Genomic DNA, 16259 nt, shown 5'->3' with positions numbered 1-16259 from the left:
CTTTGCCGAGGAAAAGTGCCAGAATGCTTGATCGACAGCGGGGTGAGGATTCGAAGGAAATTCCCTCCTTCCGAATTCCTTGAATCCTGCTTTTTTTTGGTTATTTTTGCGCCGCAATTGGAGTACTTCAAAGCAAGAATAAGAATATGGCGAGAGTAGAGCTCGTGATGCCCAAGATGGGTGAGAGCATCATCGAAGCAACGATCCTGAAATGGGTGGTTGCAATTGGCGGTAAGATTGAACAAGATGAACCCATCTTGGAAATCGCCACCGACAAGGTTGATTCCGAGGTGCCTTCGCCGGTCGACGGCAAGCTGTTGGAAGTATTCTTCAAAGAAGGAGATGTCGTTCCGGTCGGTACTGTCATCGCTGTGATTGAGACGGAAGCGGCAAGTTCCACCAACACGCCCCCTGCGATCAGCAACGGGCAGGCCAAAGCGCCCGAAGTTGTGACAACGCCCGTCGCAGAGACTGTTGTTGCGGCCAATGTGGCCATTCCAAGCCTTGCCATTTCTTCCGGACCTTTGGCTTCGCGTTCCGACAATGGACGGTTTTATTCTCCATTGGTACTGAACATCGCGCGAACAGAAAGCGTTTCAATGGCCGAATTGGAGCAAATTGCAGGTTCTGGAAATGCAGGTCGCGTCACCAAGGCTGATATTTTGGCCTATGTGAAAGGTCCGCGAACTGCCGCGCAATCAGTTGCTCAACCACAAACGGAAACCAAGCCCGTGACGGCTGCTGCTCAACCAGCAAAGGTCGTCGCGCCCGACGGATACCTGATGGTCAAACAGAAGACCTACAGCCATTCGGGAAACACGGAAATCGTGGAAATGGACCGCATGCGGAAGATGATCGCCGAAAACATGGTTTATTCCAAACATGTTTCTGCGCACGTCACCTCCTTTGTCGAATGCGATGTCACCGATATCGTGCTGTGGCGTGAAAAAAAACAAGAAGGCATTCGAAGCGAAGTACGGTGAAAAGCTGACCTTCACTCCGATCTTCATGGAAGCACTTGCACAGACTTTGCGCGAGCATCCGATGGTCAATATTTCCGTGGATGGCGACAAACTTGTAGTCAAGAAAGACATCAACATTGGAATGGCCGTGGCCTTGCCGACTGACAATTTGATTGTGCCAGTGGTGCGGAATGCGGATCAATACAATTTGGCGGGCCTGTCTGCGAAGGTCAATGATTTGGCCGCGAGAGCGCGCGAAAACAAACTCAAGTTGGAAGAACTCGATGGTGGCACCTACACCATCAGCAACGTGGGAACTTTTGGCAACGTGATGGGAACACCCATCATCATGCAGCCGCAGGTGGCGATCATGGCCGTCGGAGCGATTCGCAAGAAGCCCGCCGTGATTGAAACACCAATGGGAGATATGATCGGCGTGCGTCACATGATGTTCCTGAGCCATAGTTATGACCATCGTGTGGTCGACGGTGCCTTGGGTGGTCGTTTTGTGCGTCGATTGGCCGATTTGTTGGAGGCATTTGACCCCAATCGGGCCGTTTGACGTCTTGGCTACGACCGTCAGGCCGTAACATATTGAATATTCATCGGAATAGCCTATATTTGAGGCGAAAAGATTTCTTTTTAACACTTTAGAATACAGTATGAGAAACAGAATTCTACTTCTTGCATTGGCTTTGCTGTGCGTAGTAGGTGGCAATAGCACCTTTGCGCAAACAAGCGGTGGTCCGGATGTCTACGGCTATACATGGAGAAACTCCAATGACGCCCAAGGCCCAGCCTACGTTTGGAACTCGATTGTGGGTGCTCCCGGAGCAACCCAAGTCACAGGCCTCACCGATGACAATTCGGTTGCCTTCATCAACTTTGGTTGGGACTTCCATTACTATTGGACTGACCACAACCAATTCAAACTTGGCTCCAATGGCTGGGTTGGATTCAACAACATCGGCAACATCGCCAGCTGTTTTCCTTTGATCCCTACACAGGGTGGAAGCGGAGACAACTACTTGGCGCCTTTCATGAGCGATTTGATCTACACCAGCAACAGCCCTGGTAACCCAAATCCAGCTGAAGTATGGTGGTGGAGCAACAGCACAGATACTTTGATCATTGAGTGGAACCAAGTTCCATGGTGGGTCACGGGATCTCCAGACTGGGTCGGTAGCAATACCTTCCAATTGATCTTGAGTGGTGTCGACAGCTCGATTACCTTCATGTACAATGACACCGACGTCAGCAACTGGACCGACAATGGTGGCTGCCCAGCTGACATGGAAATCGGTATCGAAAACATCACCGGCAACATCGGTTTGGAAGTTTACAACGAAAACCTTCCTCCAGACAACTTCGCCGTGAAGTTTTATTATCCTTCTGTCGTTACCTTCCAGGTTCCTGATGCAACGCCAGCTTGGAATGCAAATGCAGACAATGCAGGCCAATTTTTCATTTCTGGTGGAAATGCCACTGCACAAGACATGATTGCCAACATTGCCAACGTAGGCAACGCTGACATTTCAACATCCATCGCTGTTGCAGGTGACATTCGCCTCCCAGGCGCAGGTGCAGCATTCTGGACCGGTACAACCTCGATCGCTAGCGGTTTGGTTGCAGGCACCGATAGCACGGTACAGTTCTCGACACCCGTGACCTTTACCACTGCCAACCACTACTCCTATAAAGTCACCACGACCAATTCGTCTGACATCAACCCAAGCAACAACCAAAATACGGTTGAATTGGTGGCTACACCATGTACGGGTGACTCGATGAACTTGACTTATTCCTCTGCAACGCAGCCAGACAATGGAATTTCATGGTCAGGTGGTGCAAATGACGAAGGTGCCGGTGTTTACATCGTTCCACCATCCTATCCAGCCAACATCAGCAATGTCGACGTTTGGATCGTTGATCCAGCTGGCGCACCGACCCCAGGTCAGCACAGCTCTTTTGACATCAAAATTTTCGACGGAAACGGCTTCCCCGGCACCATGATGGATAGCGTCAAGGTCGCTGCCAACGCTGCTACTGAAGGTGTATGGTACCGTGTACGTATGAACGGTACATCGACCATCAACTCCGGGGGATGGTATATTGCTTGGTTCCAAGGTGGTGCTGACGTGATTTTGGGCACTGAGACGCAAGCTCCGATCTCCCGTCGTACCTATGAAATCCTGAGCGGTGCATGGTCTCCTTACCGTGAGCTTACCGTGAGCGATTTCATGATCAGCGCCAATATCTCCATCACTTGCCCAACCGGCACAGATGTGAAAGAAGACAACGCTGCTATGTTGAACCTCAAGGCTGTGCCTAACCCAACTACCGGCATCACATCGATCCGCTATGAGCTTCCAGCCATCAGCGACGTGCGTTTGACCGTGGTAAACATGTATGGCCAAACCGTATTCGCTAAAAACGAAATCGGTGCAGCTGCAGGTAACCACACCTTGGGCTTTGACGCATCCGACCTCGCATCTGGTCTGTACTTCATCAACTTGGAGACAGCAACCGAGAAAATGGTCAGCAAATTGGTGGTCAACCACTAATTCGCAATATCCTATAAGGAAAAAGGCGACTCCATTGGGGCCGCCTTTTTCTTTGGGGGGCAATTGATCTATCCATTGATCCACCGAATTTCCTCCCAAAATTCATCCACCCCTTTTACCTTTGGTTAAATTTGTTCAAAATCAGCCCATGAAGTTGTTTCACAAGGCGACCGGCCTGCTCTGCTTGGTATGGATGATGGTATTCGGGAATCTTTTCGCGGGAAGCGGAGGGCCTGATCCTTACGGCTATATCTGGAAAGACTCCAACGAACCCGGTATCAACTTTAACTGGGTGGATATCACGGGCAGGGCGGGTGCCTTGCAAATTCCCGGACTTGCCGATGACAATGCCGTAGGTCCGTTCAACATCGGATGGGACTTTCATTACTATTGGAGTGATTACAACAGCATCAAAGTGGGTTCCAATGGGTGGATCTCCTTTAGCAATGTCGGAAATATCGCGAGCTGTTTCCCCACGATCCCTACGGCAGGTGGGGTGGGAGACAATATCGTTGCGCCGTTTATGAGTGACCTTACTTTCATCAGCAACGATGTTTTGAATCCCAATCAGGGTGAACTCTGGTATTGGACCAACAATGTGGATTCGTTTGTGATTCAATGGGTGAACGTCCCTTGGTGGAAGAATGCGGTTCCTGACTGGACTGGAAGCAATACCTTCGAATTGATTTTGAGCGGGCGCGACAGCTCGATCACATTTCAATATCAGAATACGGATGCTGCAAATTTTCCGGGCGGTACCGGGTGTGCAACGTTTATGGAAATCGGGATTGAAAATGTCACTGGAAATCTTGGTCTGAACCATTCGACTGGAAATACAGTGCCACCTGACAACTATGTCGTGAAGTACATTTATCCCTCAGGCGCATCGTTTTTGGTCCCCGATGCAACGCCCGTTTGGAATGTGGATGCCGACAATGCAGGTCAATTTGTCTATCTGTGGACGCCTACATTTCTCACCACCAATCTTACCAATGTAGGCAATACTCCTATCACAAGCACCGTTACGGCAAAGGGTTCCTTGCGTGACCTTCAGCTTGCAAATATTTGGAGCGACAGTGTCAGCATCAACGGGTTGCCGAATGGTAGCAACGCAGCACTCGCTTTCCCAGACGAATTGTTGCTCATCCGTTTGGGCCAATATTATTTTCAGGTCGAGACTGAAACCGAAGACGGACAGGACATCAATCCCACCAACAACACCAATACCATTGAGGTTGTTGGTGTCAGCGGTACTGGAGGGCGGAATGAACTGAGTTTCGCAAGTGGATTCCCACCTTCTGAATCGGTTTCATGGGCAGGTGGCAACCCGACTGATGGTGTAGCTGTCAAAATGGTCCCACCTGGCTTCCCCGCGATAATTGATTCTGTACGCGTCTATATTATTGGTGACGGGGACTTGCAGACACCACCACCGGTCGGGTACACGATCAAGATTTATGGATTGGATGTGAACGGCGCTCCCGACCCCAACAATTTGCTTGCAAACGCCCCTGTTTCCGCTGCAAATGTGTTGGAAGATGCTTGGAATTCGGTTGCCATCAGCCCGGCAATCAACATCGCTTCTGGCGGTTTTGCGGTGGCATGGATGCAGCAAGGCTCCGGAATTTCGTTGGGTGCTGAGCAATATGGCCCGATTTCACGACGCAGCTATGAAATTTTGGGTGGCAGCTGGGCACCTTACCGGAGTCGCGAAACGACTGAATTTTTGATGGGGGTTGTAACGGACTTGCCGGTCGCAAACCAAGCACCAGCCAACAATGAAAGCCACCTGCAGATTTTTCCCAATCCTTCGAATGGGATTTCCACGATCCGTTATTCCTTGCCGCAGGCGGGAGAAGTTGAATTTGTCGTTACGGATTTGCAAGGGCGTAGCGTGTTGAAGGCGATGAAAGCTACGCATTCGGCTGGTTGGAATCAATTCGAATTGAACCTTGAAAACGCTGCAAATGGCATTTATTTTTTGCAGATGTCACACCGAGGAATGAAGGAGGTCGTGAAGGTTGTGGTGGCTAGGTGAATGAGATTTCCGAATGACGGATTTCTCACGGTGGAAAGCTGTCAACTTAAATTACAGCGAAGGCTAAAAAACAAAAGCGCAGCCCAAGGGCCGCGCTTTTGTTTTTCTCGTCGCCGAATGACGCCTAGATGTCTTCCATCATTTTACGCGCCGGCCGGTCATCCACATTGGCTGGAGGCGTGTCCACAGCCTTGTTTTCAGGGGCTGGCGTTTCGACTTTGGGCTCAACCGGAGGCGTCTTCGGGGTAGTGGTACCCTCCATTTCCGCCTTCATTTGACGCACCAATTCTTGTGCCTGGATTTTGCGCATTTCGGCCTCCGTTGCAGCGGAAACTTCCTGCTTGGGACTTGGCGTATCGATGCTGCTCGAATCCAGCGCCATTTCCATTTTGGCTTCAGACAAAGCTGTCTTCTCGTTCACCTTTTCGATCCAGACATCGGTGTCGTCTTCAGATCCACTCTGAATATCGACCACGGCGTCGCTGAGCGTCTTCGTGCGCTTGTATTCCTTGACGCTGTCGAGAAACTCCTTGCGTTTACGGAGGTCTTGCTTGAATTCCTCCTTCATTTTTTGGCGCATTTCCTCGCCTGTCGGACGTTTTTCAGCCATTTTACTTCGGATTTAAAGCATTCGAATGAAATCCTTCACGCTGGCCAATTCAGGCTCAGGTGGTTTTATTCAAATCAGGATTGGTCGTGGTGTTGGTAGACTCCACGGAGTTCCTGCCGCCACTTTCAACGCCCATTTCGAGCTTGAACTGATTGACCAATTCCTGGGCGCGGAGCTTTTCGGCTTCCTCTTCCATTTTCAGGCCATCGGTATCGACGCTGTCGAGTGCCATTTCCATGCGCGCCTCGTTTTTGGCGGTTTCCTCGTTCACACGCTGCAACATTTCGTCGTGAGTGGCATCGACGCCGCCCGTTTCGAATTGCTCCATGGTGTCAGCGATGCGTGACTGCCATTTTGCGCGTTCGTGGGCGCGCAAAGCTTCGCGTGCCTCTTCGATTTTGCGCTCCTTTTCCTTCATGAAGGCCTTTTTGACCTCGAGGGATTTTTCGTAAGCCTTCTGGGCAGTTGCGCGCTGATCTTTCACCTTGGCCAAATTGACCTTGACGGTTTCAAGGCGCATGGCATAGTTGGCAGCGATGTCGTCGCGACCGGCTTTGATCGCAGCCTTCATTTTGGAAACCAAATCTTCGTATTCGATCTGATATTTCCGCTCTTCCTTTTCGAGCAGCATCACGCTGGCCTTGACCGTGGCGATGTTCTCGTTCATTTTCGGGACCTGATCATTCAAATCCCGGATATTCTGCTCCAGAATCAATTTTGGGTCTTCAATTGCACTGACAGCTTTGCCAAACAGTGCTCTAATTGCGCGTACAAGTCTTTTCCACATAATCGCAGATCGGTATTGATTTAAGATTCAAACTCCTTCACGGAGTATCGATTGAGGTACTGATGGATGAGTTCCACTTCGTAATGATTTCCCATGTAAAGCGGAGTACGTTGATGGAGGGCTTCGGGTTCGATGTCGAGGATACGATTTTTGCCATCTGTCGCGACGCCACCTGCCTGCTCGATGAGCATGGCCATTGGATTGGCTTCGTACATCAAACGGAGCTTCCCGTGAGGTTCGTCAATGAACCCCGGATAAATAAACACACCGCCTCTCAGCAGATTTCGGTGAAAATCAGCCACCAATGAGCCGATATACCGTGACGAATACGGCCTGACCGTGGGGTCGTATTTGCCCTTGATGTGACGGAGGTACTCTTTGAGGCCGGGCTCAAACTTGCGGTAGTTGCCTTCGTTGAGCGAATAAATATTGCATTTCGCTGGCACCTGCATGTTGGGGTGGGAGAGGAGGAATTCGCCGATGGAAGGGTCCAACGTAAATCCATTCACTCCATGGCCCGTGGTGTACACGATCATCGTGCTGGAGCCGTAGATCACGTAGCCCGCGGCAATCTGCTTCAGACCCTTCTGCATGCAATCCGACAATTGGCCCGGCTGCCCCTTTTCCGAAATGCGCTCATAGACCGAGATGATCGTGCCCACAGCGACGTTGACATCAATATTGCTCGAGCCATCGAGGGGGTCCATCAGCACGACGTAGCGGGCATTGCGGCTCTGCGGATTGTTGACGGGGATGACATCCTCATTTTCCTCCGAGCCGATGACGCAGACTTGGCCACCGATGGTAAGCGCGTTCACGAAGTGCTCATTGGCAAAAACATCGAGCTTTTGGACGTGCTCGCCTTGGACATTGACTTCTCCCGTCAAGCCGAGGATATCGACCAAGCCCGCCTTGTTCACTTCCCTGTTCACCAATTTCGCAGCAAGGGCCACGTCACGGAGCAATTGGGAAAACTCACCTGTAGCAAGTGGATAGGCAGCCTCACTTTCAATGATAAACTGCTCAAGGGTGATGATTTTCCGGGAAGAGAGATTCACGCGAGACTGGGTTACGCCACAAAGATAAAAAATAATGAACACGCGCCGTGGCGGCGTTTTGGGAAAAAATATCTATTTTCCGCCGAGTTTGATTAAAATCAGAAGATATCAGCCAAGGATTTGTAGTTATGAAGTTCAAAGTTATCTCCCTCACCGCGCTCCTCGCAGCTTGCTTATGCTGGTCCTGCTCCTTTAACAGCATCGAGGACGACCTCCTGCCTGAACCGATCGACATCTGCGATCCGACAGACACTTCCGCGGTCTCGTTTCAAGATACCATTTTCCCGATTTTCACGAAGTATTGCTCCAACAATGCCAATGGAGACTGCCATTTCTCGGGCGCATCGATTCCAAAGCCTGATTACACTGCTTACGCAGGCATCAAGCAAAAAATTGACGAGGGCCGGATTCAGGCACGTTTGTTTGACCAAAATCCCTCGCCGATGCCCCCGAGCAACAGCCTCGGACCACAAACCATGAGTACTTGCGAAATCACGCTCTTGCAGCGTTGGATCGCCCAAGGTGCTCCCAACAACTAAAATGCGGACATTCAAAGTCCAATCGAAGGTATTGATCGTTAGAAATCAAATGAGAAAATTAATACTGTTTACGCTCGTATTGCTGTTTGGCGCTGCCGGAGCGTTTGCCCAAGATTCTACAGCCGCAGAGAAGCCGGTTCAAACCGCATCTCGCAGCAAAGTCAAGGAAATTTTTTACGGTACGCGGTGTGTGAACAATCAAACCGTGTTGCAAGTCGGCCCCAAGGTGCTTGCCTACCGCATTTCCCACCGTTTTGGTTCGCTGCAGCGCGACCAACTCTACAATTTCTTGGGATTGGATGGTCCAGCCAACATCTCCTTTATGTTTGACTACGGCATCCGCGACAACCTCATGGTCGGCGTGGGCCGCGATCAGTTCAACAAGGTGTACAATGGCTATGTGAAGTACAACATTTTGAATCAAGAGGATGGTGGCATGCCGATCACCTTGGCCCTGCACGGCAAAGCCAATATCATTTCGGCACGCGACGATGCCGCGCAAATCAACGGTTTTGACCGTTACGGCCAATTTGCGCACCGCATGTCGTATGTGACGCAGATCTTGATTGCACGCAAATTTGGTCAGCGTTTGGCCTTGCAAATCGCCCCAACCTATATCCACCACAATTTGGTGGAGGCTGCAGCGGACAAAAATGACATCTTCGCCATCGCCGCGATGGGCCAATTCAAACTCCGTAAAAGGTTGGGATTGAGCTTCGAATACAGCTATGCCTTTGGAGACTACGCCATCCCGAGGACGACAGATCCCCGCGGACTCTTCAGCAGTGCTTCCGTCGGACTGGACATCGTCACCGGTGGCCACGTTTTCCAGATCATGGTCGTCAACAGTGTGCCCATCAACGAGGCTTGGGCAATTCCTTTTACCCGTCAGAACCTCTTGAAAGGCGATATTCGCCTAGGATTCAACATCTCGAGGAATTTCTGGCTCTGATTTGAATGAGAAATTAGAAATGAAAAATGAGCAATGTACTTCGGTTACATTGCTCATTTTCAATTAGAAATGGGAAATTAGAAATGAATCTGAGGCCATCTTCCAACTTCTCATTTCATGCAACTTTTCACTTTTCGCTTTTAACTTTTCACTCTCAAAGGCTTCCCATGTAATTGATCTTGGGATGGCCCCCGTCGGATGGAAAAAAGACGTTGATTGGGGCTGGCATGCCGTTGACACCCGGCTTTTTGGCGATCCAATACTTCCTTTCTTCACCGGCTTCCGCGCTGTCATTGCTCGGATGGCCGATTGCCGTGACTGCCGTCTTCTGAATACGCGTGATTTTCACCGGATGGGCGTAGAATTTCGCATTGTCATGCGCCTTCTTGAAGCTGAAATCGAGTAGGTCACGGCTCAGATTGTCGCGTTCGGCGTTCAAACTGCTCTTGTGCGTGAGTTGTGCGACCGCACGTGCGCTCTGGTCAAAATCAGCGATCAGCAACGAGTCCAATAACCGATTGATCAAATGCTCCGCTTTTTTGTCTTGATCATCCATTTTGACTTTTCCGTTTTGGGCGAAGGTGAGACTGCCGAATCCTAAAATGGCAATCAAAAGTAAAAATTGTACTTTCATAGGATGTGATTTTTAGCCCTGCCATATCAGCAGAGCCTCAAAATAGGATTTTTTTCGTTGGAATCCTTTTTGTGTCAAGGAAGAAACTCAATTTTCTAAGAGGGTTGTGCCCCCTCTACAAAAGCCCGCGATCGGCAAGCAAGGCCTCAATCGGAATTGCCAATATTTGTTTTACCTTGATTTTGAGATCCTTCAGCAGCTGTGTCGCACTTTCTCGTTGGGTTGGACTCGGGTCTGCATTTAAGGTACGTTCATGGTATTGGATATGGGGTTGTAGGTTCTGAATGGCAGCTGTGCGGTCAGCTTCCCGATGTTTGGTGTGGCGATCTACTTCCTTTTGCCACGTCTGAGCCGTTTTCGCGTCAAGAAATGCACTGGAATCCAAAAGCATCATTCGATGCTTGTAAAGTAGGGTCCGGGTTACGCAGAGTGCCAATTCAATTTCTTGGTTGGGCTTACGCAATCCTGCTGCAAATGCCTCGTAACGTTGGACATCATCCATTTCGGGCCAGCCTTTTGGGTAGAGTTCCCAAAAGAAGTTCAAGCCCGCAGCCTCCTCCTGTAGTCGCTTCAGATTTCTTGTTGTCACGCCTAGATCTTCATGGAATTCAGGCGTGCCGGCCTGTTGGGCAAAAATTGCCGACAACGACAAGGTATCCGGAATCTCTTTGAGCTGCTGCTTGATCGATTTCTCGAGCGATTCGACTTCAAAGTCCAAGCTCATGAACCGCTGTTCTTCGTAGGAGGGAGGGCAAGGCATGAATGCGATTTCGGGAAAATGCATGGAATCTGCAATTTGTTTGCATCCTTCGAAGGCAGACCGTCAGGGCTGTTCCAATCAGGAAAACAAAAAACTTGCGGGATGGGGCGACGAATGCGATTTTGCTCAAAGGCTTTGCCGAAATTTACATTTTGCATTCGAATGAAAGACATACTCAAAGATCTCTTCGTTTTGGAACTCGCCTCGGTGCTTGCTGGACCCTCTGTAGGCATGTTTCTTGCCGAATTGGGTGCGAAGGTGATTAAAGTAGAGCATTTTGCAGGTGGTGGCGACGTAACCCGTACGTGGCGGCTGCCTAGTGAAGATGCATTGGAAGATCGATCCGCCTACTTCTCAGCGGTCAATTGGGGTAAACAATCGATTGGAATTGATTTGCGGATACCAAAGGGCCGCGCCATCGTTCACGAACTCGCCGCAAAAGCCGACATCGTCATTGCGAGCTACAAGCCCGGCGACGCCGAGAAACTGCAAGTCGATGCCGCCACCTTGATGGCTTTGAATCCCAAGCTGATTTACGCCGACCTGACCGCCTACGGCGACGATGATCCCCGAGTCGGATTTGATGCGATCATCCAAGCCGAGGCCGGCTTTACCTATCTCAATGGGCAGCCGGAATCCGGGCCCACCAAAATGCCGGTCGCGTTGATGGATCTGCTTGCTGCACATCAGCTCAAAGAAGGGATCCTCCTTGCACTTTTTGCGCGCACCGGCACGGGCAAAGGCAAACATGTCCAAACCAATTTGCTCGGTGCAGGCCTTGCCTCCCTGGCCAATCAGGCCACGAATTGGCTCGTGGGCGGCGTCATTCCACAGCGTTTGGGCTCCGGCCATCCCAATATCGTGCCGTATGGCAATAGCTATGCGACAGCCGATGGCCGCGAAATCGTCTTGGCGGTTGGAAATGATGGCCAATTCATGCGGTTATGTACCTGTTTGGGTTTGCCAGAATTGGCCACCGATGCACGATTTTCACACAACGCCGAGCGCGTCAAACACCGCGAGACGCTGAATGCCTTGCTTTCGCAGGCGATCGCCACACATTGGCGCGACGCGCTCCTGTCTGCCTTGCACGCTGCGCAGGTGCCCGCGGGCGCGGTGCATGACATGCGCGAAGCCTGCGAAACGCCACAGGCAAAGGATTTACGCCTGCAAGGACCCCAATTGGCAGGCTTGCGCACCGTCGCTTTGGCAGGCATGGAAGGGCTGCAACTTGCAGAGCCGCCTCATTTGGCGCAGGATACGGAGGTCGTGCTGCAGCAAATGCTGGGGTATTCCAATGAGATAATCGCCAATTTGAAGCTCCAAAAAGCAATTCTATGATCGACGAATTGGATCCGGATACCGAATGGGTGCGTGCAGACGAAATCACCATGATGGGGGCCAAATTTGTGCCGTTGGGGGAGTTACGCAAAGTGAATGTCAAAGGCATCAATCTCTGCATTTCCCGCAAAGGCGACCAATTGTTTGCCATGCGGGACCGTTGTCCGCATGCCGGTGGCCCCTTACATCAAGGTTCGGTAGATGAAGAGGGAAACGTGATGTGTCCCTGGCATCGCTTTAAATTTTGCCCCGAAGACGGCAAAAGCGCAGCAGGGGAGGGGTATGCAACCGAGACATTCCCCGTTCAAATTCATCCGGAAGGCACATATATCGGTTTTCCCAAACGTAAGCGGAAGTGGTGGGAGTTGTTTTAGAGGCAATTTGGTTGGAGTGATTTGCCTTTGAAATGTCATGCAATTGACCGAAATTGGGCTGAAAGAATTGATTTTGAAGATCCTACTACGTTTGATTTGTCTTGCTGGATGTTTCGCAACTGGATTGTGGGGCTCACTTTTTGGTCAAGTTTGCTTGGTTGATTCGCAGTACACTTCGCCGGGCATTTACCCAAGTGACACATTGCCCGATATGCAAGCAAATGTCCCGTATGACGAGGTCGTGCAATTCGTGCTTCCCCTAGATACGGTCTTTTCTGGGTTTACACTGACCTATGATAGCATTCAGGTGGTTTCAGTGAACGGCATGCCATTGGCACTCAATGATGAATGCAATGTCAGCAATTGTAAGTACTATGGCAATACTGTCGATCCTATCCGCTTTTGCCTCCGTTTCTCTGGTACACCGATTGATACCAGTTTAGGAATGTCTGGGTGGGATTCAATCATCGTCCGATTACTGATCCATGTTAACGTACCTATTTGGAGCAATAGTTTTTGGGAGGATTTTCCCATCTATTACCGAAAAGGACAACTTGTAGGAATCGGAATAGAGCGCATGCCAACCCCAGAATTGAAGGTGAACCCCAATCCAGTCACGGATGCCGCTTGGGTTACCTTTGAGATGCAACGGGCAGGAAACGTCCATTTTTCACTGTCCGATGCCTTTGGGCGCGAAGTGCGCAAAATCTCACGCTCAGATTTGGCGATGGGGAATCAAAAAATCCTTCTCGAAATTGACGATTTGCCCAGTGGCTTGTATTTTCTTCGCGTCGCATCTGCCGAGGGATTGACCGCCATGCAAAGGATTGTGAAGTTTTAAGTCTTTCATTTTCAATACGTAAAGATCTGCAGAATATGAAATACATCTAAAGGGTTTTGTGGATGAAGAGGGGAACATTGTTTGCCCTTGGCACCGTTTTAAATTTTGCCCCGAAGACGGCAAAAGCGCAGCTGGAGAAGGATTTGCGACAGAGACATTTCCCGTTCAAATTCATCCGGAAGGCACATATATTGGTTTTCCCAAACGTAAGCGGAAGTGGTGGGAGTTGTTTTAGAGGCAATTTGGTTGGAGTGATTTGCCTTTGAAATGTCATGCAATTGACCGAAATTGGGCTGAAAGAATTGATTTTGAAGATCCTACTACGTTTGATTTGTCTTGCTGGATGTTTCGCAACTGGATTGTGGGGCTCACTTTTTGGCCAAGTTTGCTTGGTTGATTCGCAGTACACTTCGCCGGGCATTTACCCAAGCGACACTTTACCTGACATGCAGGCCAATGTCCCGTATGACGAGGTCGTGCAATTGGTGATTGCACATGATACAGTTCTTTTTGGGTTTACCCTCGTTTGGGATAGCATTAGGGTTGTTTCTATGGCTAATTTGCCCTCCTCGGTCAATTGGAATTGTAATGTAAATAACTGTAGGTATCAAGGTAACGGTGTCGATCCTTTTCGGCTTTGTTTAAGACTGACTGGAACACCGATTGATACCAGCCTGGGAATGCCTGGTTGGGATTCTACCATCGTTGGGGTTGAAATGTACATCACTACGCCCTTTGGAAACAGCCCTTTGTTTGTTGGTTTCCCGATCTATTATCGAAAGGGACAACTTGTTGGAATTGGTTTAGAGCTTCTCCCAACCGCGGGTTTGAAGGTGAACCCCAACCCCGTCGCTGACGGTGCTTGGGTTACCTTTGAGATGCAACAGCCAGGAAGCGTCCATTTTTTGCTGTCCGATGCCTTTGGGCGCGAAGTGCGAAGGATTACACGCTCGGATTTGGCGATGGGAAATCAAAAAATTCTTATCGGAATGGATGATTTGCCTCATGGCTTGTATTTTCTTCGCGTCGAATCTGCCGGAGGGTATAGCGCCACGAAGCGTATTGTGAAGTTGTAAGCCTTCGAATTTCAATACCTAAAGATGTGATGGAGATGAAATACGCTACTTGCTTTCGACTTTGAGATGTCTGCTTCGTTTTTCAAGGATGGAGGCTCAACCCTCGATTTTTAATGCATGTTCACTTTAAGGATCAGGTCGTTGCTGTCAAGGACTTGATTACTTTGAGGCTTTCCACGACGTGACCTTGAAAATTGGCCAAGGAATCAAATGTCTTGCAGATGCGTCCTTGCGGATCAATCACGAAGGTGACCCTGGCCGATAGCAGTCCCAAGAATCCCTTTTCGACGCCAAAAAGTTTGTGAACGGCTTTGTCGGGATCACTGAGAAGGGTGAAGGGAAGCCGATGATGGTCTGCAAACTTTTCATGGGATTGAACGGAGTCTGCGCTGATACCGACGACGATGGCCCCGGCATCCACAAAATCCTCGAATGCATCCCGAAAAAAGCAGGCCTCTTTGGTGCAACCGTAGGTTTCATCCTTCGGATAAAAATAGAGAACGACAGCATGCGTCTTGAGTGCTTGGGATAGTTGGAAGGGTTTCCCGTTTTGATCGGGAAGGCTGAAATCAGGAGCTATATTGCCTACGGAAAGTGCTGCCATTGCAAGAATTTTTAGATATTTGTTTGTAGAACCCCAAACCGAGCAGATAGTTCAACGCACCCAACAATCGAGCTTACCCAGTTACTTCATCCCGGGGGCAAGGGCGGAAACATTGAAAAAAAGGACCTTCTCAACACATTCAAAGGCAATTTGTTGAGGCCGCGCGCACTGGAACGGTTCTCTTTGGCAGGAAAAAAATCACGTTTTGAAATAAAAAAATGCCTAACTTGCCTCTTTAAATGGGTATTTTTAACGTTACTCTGAACACTTTTTGAAAGCCTTATGAAGAAAATTTTACTACTCTCGTTTGCTTTTGCTGCCCTGATGGTGGGCCAATTTTCGACAGCAACCGCTCAGGTTTGCGTCGTGGACAATCAGTATAGCTCCCCTGGTATTTACCCAAGTGATACACTTGCTGACATGACTGCTAATGCAGCGTACAATGAAGTCGTACAGTTTGTGTTTCCAGTGGACACCGTGTTGTTTGGCTTTACGCTCGCATTTGACAGCTTCCTCGTAAGCCAAGTCACGCAGATTCCAAATGGTCTGAACTATGAGTGCAACCAAAACCACCCAACTTGCAACTACGTCAGCAACCCACCAAACTTGACACGTGGTTGCGTGAAAATCTACGGTACACCGACTGCACAATCGCCAGCTTACCCTGGTTATGACTCAATCATCGTGACCGGCGTTGCTTATGTAACTGTGCCTTTTGTAGGTGTTCAGTCGATTCCACAAGACATCCCTGTTTATTATCGCATCGGCGGTGTTGTGGCCAATACCTCCCCATTTGCAAACGCAGGTTTGAACATTGCACCAAATCCGGTTGCAGGTCAAGCCAACGTGCGTTACAATTTGGTGAGCGATGCCAACGTCAAAATCAGTGTCATGGACCTGATGGGCCGCGAAATTGCTGTCCTTTCAAATGGCATGCAGCGTCAAGGCGAGCAGGAGTTGGTGATCGACTCCAAAGATTTGGCTACTGGTGCTTACTTGTTGAAAATGAGCATCAATGATGGCGAGTATGTCGCTACCAAGAAGTTTACCGCAGTTCATTGATCCTTGATCTTTGAATTTTAAAAGAACCGCCCTGTGATTCATCTCGAAGATCAGGGC

At 49.7% G+C, this 16259-nt stretch carries 15 protein-coding genes and 1 pseudogene; 10 read left to right on the top strand and 6 right to left on the bottom strand.

Annotated elements, in window-relative coordinates:
- Positions 1-146 precede the first annotated feature (146 nt).
- The 3 genes and pseudogenes from IPN95_20440 to IPN95_20430 all read left to right on the top strand — a co-directional run bounded on the left by IPN95_20440 (position 147) and on the right by IPN95_20430 (position 5564).
- A pseudogene (locus IPN95_20440) lies at positions 147-1524 on the top strand (2-oxo acid dehydrogenase subunit E2).
- Positions 1525-1624: 100 nt separating this feature from the next.
- Positions 1625-3526 (top strand): T9SS type A sorting domain-containing protein, encoded by a 1902-nt coding sequence (locus IPN95_20435; GenBank protein ID MBK9451737.1) that lies wholly within the window; start codon positions 1625-1627, stop codon positions 3524-3526.
- 148 nt (positions 3527-3674) lie between these two features.
- Positions 3675-5564, top strand: a complete 1890-nt coding sequence (locus IPN95_20430) for a T9SS type A sorting domain-containing protein (protein MBK9451736.1) — start codon at positions 3675-3677, stop codon at positions 5562-5564.
- A gap of 124 nt (positions 5565-5688) precedes the next feature.
- Here the strand turns inward: IPN95_20430 and IPN95_20425 are convergent, their stop codons facing one another.
- The 3 genes from IPN95_20425 to fbp are packed head-to-tail and all read right to left on the bottom strand — an operon-like array spanning position 5689 to position 7998.
- Positions 5689-6174 carry a hypothetical protein gene (locus IPN95_20425; protein ID MBK9451735.1) on the bottom strand — a complete coding sequence of 162 codons (486 nt, stop codon included), beginning with the start codon at positions 6172-6174 and terminating at the stop codon, positions 5689-5691.
- Positions 6175-6229: 55 nt separating this feature from the next.
- Positions 6230-6961 carry a PspA/IM30 family protein gene (locus tag IPN95_20420; GenBank protein ID MBK9451734.1) on the bottom strand — a complete coding sequence of 244 codons (732 nt, stop codon included), beginning with the start codon at positions 6959-6961 and terminating at the stop codon, positions 6230-6232.
- A gap of 20 nt (positions 6962-6981) precedes the next feature.
- On the bottom strand, positions 6982-7998 hold the full coding sequence (gene fbp / locus IPN95_20415) for a class 1 fructose-bisphosphatase (GenBank protein MBK9451733.1): 1017 nt from the start codon (positions 7996-7998) through the stop codon (positions 6982-6984).
- A 149-nt stretch (positions 7999-8147) separates the two neighbouring features.
- Here fbp and IPN95_20410 point away from each other — a divergent pair, with 149 nt between their 5' ends.
- Positions 8148-8558 (top strand): hypothetical protein, encoded by a 411-nt coding sequence (locus IPN95_20410; protein ID MBK9451732.1) that lies wholly within the window; start codon positions 8148-8150, stop codon positions 8556-8558.
- 49 nt (positions 8559-8607) lie between these two features.
- Positions 8608-9510 carry a hypothetical protein gene (locus IPN95_20405; GenBank protein ID MBK9451731.1) on the top strand — a complete coding sequence of 301 codons (903 nt, stop codon included), beginning with the start codon at positions 8608-8610 and terminating at the stop codon, positions 9508-9510.
- Positions 9511-9664: 154 nt separating this feature from the next.
- On the opposite strand, the gene IPN95_20400 is transcribed toward IPN95_20405, so the two are convergent.
- Together IPN95_20400 and IPN95_20395 are read right to left on the bottom strand one after the other, a co-directional pair.
- Positions 9665-10144 (bottom strand): hypothetical protein, encoded by a 480-nt coding sequence (locus tag IPN95_20400; protein MBK9451730.1) that lies wholly within the window; start codon positions 10142-10144, stop codon positions 9665-9667.
- A 115-nt stretch (positions 10145-10259) separates the two neighbouring features.
- On the bottom strand, positions 10260-10928 hold the full coding sequence (locus IPN95_20395; protein ID MBK9451729.1) for a hypothetical protein: 669 nt from the start codon (positions 10926-10928) through the stop codon (positions 10260-10262).
- A gap of 138 nt (positions 10929-11066) precedes the next feature.
- Here IPN95_20395 and IPN95_20390 point away from each other — a divergent pair, with 138 nt between their 5' ends.
- The 4 genes from IPN95_20390 to IPN95_20375 all read left to right on the top strand — a co-directional run bounded on the left by IPN95_20390 (position 11067) and on the right by IPN95_20375 (position 14536).
- Positions 11067-12245 carry a CoA transferase gene (locus IPN95_20390; protein MBK9451728.1) on the top strand — a complete coding sequence of 393 codons (1179 nt, stop codon included), beginning with the start codon at positions 11067-11069 and terminating at the stop codon, positions 12243-12245.
- Positions 12242-12619, top strand: coding sequence for a Rieske 2Fe-2S domain-containing protein (locus IPN95_20385; protein ID MBK9451727.1), 378 nt, complete (start codon positions 12242-12244; stop codon positions 12617-12619). The genes IPN95_20390 and IPN95_20385 overlap by 4 nt, the downstream gene beginning before the upstream one ends.
- A 211-nt stretch (positions 12620-12830) precedes the next feature.
- Positions 12831-13460, top strand: a complete 630-nt coding sequence (locus tag IPN95_20380; GenBank protein ID MBK9451726.1) for a T9SS type A sorting domain-containing protein — start codon at positions 12831-12833, stop codon at positions 13458-13460.
- 476 nt (positions 13461-13936) lie between these two features.
- On the top strand, positions 13937-14536 hold the full coding sequence (locus IPN95_20375) for a T9SS type A sorting domain-containing protein (protein MBK9451725.1): 600 nt from the start codon (positions 13937-13939) through the stop codon (positions 14534-14536).
- Positions 14537-14669: 133 nt separating this feature from the next.
- On the opposite strand, the gene IPN95_20370 is transcribed toward IPN95_20375, so the two are convergent.
- Positions 14670-15140 carry a peroxiredoxin gene (locus IPN95_20370; protein MBK9451724.1) on the bottom strand — a complete coding sequence of 157 codons (471 nt, stop codon included), beginning with the start codon at positions 15138-15140 and terminating at the stop codon, positions 14670-14672.
- A 282-nt stretch (positions 15141-15422) separates the two neighbouring features.
- On the opposite strand from IPN95_20370, the gene IPN95_20365 reads away from it, so the two are divergent.
- On the top strand, positions 15423-16202 hold the full coding sequence (locus tag IPN95_20365; protein ID MBK9451723.1) for a T9SS type A sorting domain-containing protein: 780 nt from the start codon (positions 15423-15425) through the stop codon (positions 16200-16202).
- Positions 16203-16259: the final 57 nt, after the last annotated feature.

It is taken from the genome of Bacteroidota bacterium (assembly GCA_016718825.1).
In the GTDB taxonomy this organism is placed as follows: Bacteria; Bacteroidota; Bacteroidia; order J057; family JADKCL01; genus JADKCL01.
Note: the sequence above shows the minus strand (reverse complement) of the source record. Positions and strands in the feature narration are given on the sequence as shown.

Coding starts and splice junctions, on each gene's coding strand:
- IPN95_20435 (MBK9451737.1), top strand. CDS start 1,625: ATGAGAAACAGAATTCTACTTCTTGCATTGGCTTTGCTGTGCGTAGTA.
- IPN95_20430 (MBK9451736.1), top strand. CDS start 3,675: ATGAAGTTGTTTCACAAGGCGACCGGCCTGCTCTGCTTGGTATGGATG.
- IPN95_20425 (MBK9451735.1), bottom strand. CDS start 6,174: ATGGCTGAAAAACGTCCGACAGGCGAGGAAATGCGCCAAAAAATGAAG.
- IPN95_20420 (MBK9451734.1), bottom strand. CDS start 6,961: ATGTGGAAAAGACTTGTACGCGCAATTAGAGCACTGTTTGGCAAAGCT.
- IPN95_20410 (MBK9451732.1), top strand. CDS start 8,148: ATGAAGTTCAAAGTTATCTCCCTCACCGCGCTCCTCGCAGCTTGCTTA.
- IPN95_20405 (MBK9451731.1), top strand. CDS start 8,608: ATGAGAAAATTAATACTGTTTACGCTCGTATTGCTGTTTGGCGCTGCC.
- IPN95_20400 (MBK9451730.1), bottom strand. CDS start 10,144: ATGAAAGTACAATTTTTACTTTTGATTGCCATTTTAGGATTCGGCAGT.
- IPN95_20395 (MBK9451729.1), bottom strand. CDS start 10,928: ATGCATTTTCCCGAAATCGCATTCATGCCTTGCCCTCCCTCCTACGAA.
- IPN95_20390 (MBK9451728.1), top strand. CDS start 11,067: ATGAAAGACATACTCAAAGATCTCTTCGTTTTGGAACTCGCCTCGGTG.
- IPN95_20385 (MBK9451727.1), top strand. CDS start 12,242: ATGATCGACGAATTGGATCCGGATACCGAATGGGTGCGTGCAGACGAA.
- IPN95_20380 (MBK9451726.1), top strand. CDS start 12,831: ATGCAAGCAAATGTCCCGTATGACGAGGTCGTGCAATTCGTGCTTCCC.
- IPN95_20370 (MBK9451724.1), bottom strand. CDS start 15,140: ATGGCAGCACTTTCCGTAGGCAATATAGCTCCTGATTTCAGCCTTCCC.
- IPN95_20365 (MBK9451723.1), top strand. CDS start 15,423: ATGAAGAAAATTTTACTACTCTCGTTTGCTTTTGCTGCCCTGATGGTG.